The following is a 2374-nucleotide window of genomic DNA, read 5'->3' as shown; positions in this document are numbered from 1 at the left end:
AGCTCATGCTCCGTGTCTCCCTTCGGCGGCCCGATCCGCTACGGCCCACATGCTATTCTCATCGTTCGCCTTTGATTTTGTGCATGCAAAAAAGCTCATTCCAACCATTGTTCAAGTTGAAAAGAGCTTTGAAAGTTTATTAAGTGCATTATTTGTTTAGTGATAGTTTTCTTGGTTGATTGTACGAGCTTATTCTTAGGATTATACATGGTTTAAAAAACTTCCACATTGGAAAATTGAGAAAGTAGCAGTCCCATTAATAAGGAGGACTTTAGACGGTGGGTGGTAACGAAGCCAAGCTAATTCAGCTTTTCTTCCCGCACTAATTTTAAGCCGAATCGGGGATTGCATCCAAATAGTGCTATGGGATGCGAGAATTTAATCATATCCATTCGGGGGTTACCGATATTATCTAGGCTGTATGTGTTATTGTTTAAGTGGGGTCTTCTCAATAATTTTGTGTAAACTCATTTATAGGGAACTCCCCCGGGGAGGGGGAGTTGGCCTACATACCGTAAATGTTGACCGACCCTGAGAATTCCCTAAAAATAATTGCTGCAATAACCGTGAATCTACGTTAATCTGGTTTTGAGCCATTTCATAACACCTCGTGTACTTAGGATATTGTCTCGACAACACTATTCTAACTGAGGGCTATGAATATGGCTCTTTTCTTTTTATGAACCTACCATTTTACACACAATTATACGGACTCAATATGATGGACAGATTTAACTTACCTACCAGTCCTTAAGTTTTAAAGCATTTAAGATACTTGCTATCCTCATCCTCGAAACATCGACCTTCTGATTTTTTATTAGCTATGCTAAAGAACTCTTTTGCTAATTCTACATCACCCAATTCAAAAGCAACTTTCCCTGACATAAATTCCTTTTTACCTGTATCTTTTCGTGCAAATCCTGTTAAATAGATTTTATCCGACCATTCTTTTGCCTTTTTAAAATCTTTTATAACAAAGCAGGTGTCAATAATATCCTTCACTAAATGAAAGCTTTCTTCACTATAAATACCTTTCGGTTCAGGCAATAAACCCCATGCTTCTTCCAGAGTTATTATAGAATCATTATGTTTACCATTTTCAAATTGATCATTACTTTTTTTAATGAGGGACTCAAACTTCTCTTTTATAGGTGATTGTAAGATAGCCATATTTCTCCTCCTCAAATAATATCTTTAATTATTTTAATATACTTATCATCTTCCCCGTCAAATATCTTGTAACCTTCCAACATATAAGCCTTTAATAGGTATTCCTTTGCCTTATTCAACTCCCCACACTCAAATAAACTCTCTCCAAGTCTCAATAGAATTAACGGATTTGAAATGCCATCTGGGCAATTAAGAGCATTAAAAAAATTACTCTTTGCCATTTCATAATCATCATTGAGAAAATAAGCATCTCCTAATGCTGTATAAATCCAAGTACTTGCTTCCCAATCAATCTTCGGTGATGGCACTAATTCTAAGGCCGTGGAATACTTCTCTATCGCCCTATTAAATTCTCCCTCATCAATTAGGGAATCTCCCTCTTCGCATAACTTAATAATCTGAGCATGAATTCCATCATCTAGTTCCAAAGATTTCTACCTCCAATTATTTGGTTGGTGGCAAATAGTTTTCACCTAACTTTGCACCTGCTGAGCGATTCAGACTATAGTGATCTAATACATAATTATCCGAGTTTAACATCCATTCCCTTACTTCCTTTGACTTTGCTCCATAATGTCTACCAGTACTATTCCACCATGAGACAGCATCGGTTAAATGGGCCATATCTGCCTCACTAAGATCATGCCATTCTCCTTCACTATCCATAAATTCTGTTTTACCACTACGTGTTGTCCTAATTTTTGGAGGGATCTCATTCTTCATTCTCTCTATTACTTCACGTCCAGTACGTGATTTCTTGCCTGGTGTTCTTCCTAGATATTGTTCCCTTAACTTTTTAGCCTTTTTAGCTTTCTGTTTTTTTGCGGCTTTCTCCGCAATCTCCTCAGCAGTTTCACCCGTACCCTCAGGCTTCTTATTCCCATCTGAACCAGATTTCTGCGGGTCAACCTGGCCATTCTTCTTCCGATCTTCTTCCTGTTCATTCTTCTTGCGCTTTTCATCTTCATCGCGCCTATCATCATCACGGCGACCGTTGTTACCGCTGGCAAACCCATCGTTATTGCCATCACGGCCCTTACCCTTGCCGCTGCCACCAGAGATAATGGTTGCCATCATACTAGCAGCAAACTGCATGTTTTGCGGGATCAAATCGGAGCTTAGCAATTCCGATGCGACCTCATCAAAGGCCATATCTCCGAGGAAGTTCATCCCCATCTTCATGCCGAGGTTCGCGAATTGCAGC

At 39.2% G+C, this 2374-nt stretch carries 2 protein-coding genes and 1 pseudogene; all 3 read right to left on the bottom strand.

Features of this window, described 5'->3' with window-relative positions; genetic code table 11:
• Positions 1-750: 750 nt before the first annotated feature.
• Positions 751-1170: a hypothetical protein gene (locus tag GQS10_RS22700; RefSeq protein WP_166246576.1), complete on the bottom strand. Its 420-nt coding sequence runs from the start codon at positions 1168-1170 to the stop codon at positions 751-753.
• An 11-nt stretch (positions 1171-1181) separates the two neighbouring features.
• Positions 1182-1598, bottom strand: coding sequence for a tetratricopeptide repeat protein (locus GQS10_RS22695; RefSeq protein WP_166246574.1), 417 nt, complete (start codon positions 1596-1598; stop codon positions 1182-1184).
• 16 nt (positions 1599-1614) lie between these two features.
• Positions 1615-2374: pseudogene (locus GQS10_RS23410) on the bottom strand (GH-E family nuclease); the annotation flags it as partial.

Source organism: Paenibacillus turpanensis (assembly GCF_011421635.1).
Taxonomy (GTDB): Bacteria; Bacillota; Bacilli; order Paenibacillales; family YIM-B00363; genus Paenibacillus_AK; species Paenibacillus_AK turpanensis.
Note: the sequence above shows the minus strand (reverse complement) of the source record. Positions and strands in the feature narration are given on the sequence as shown.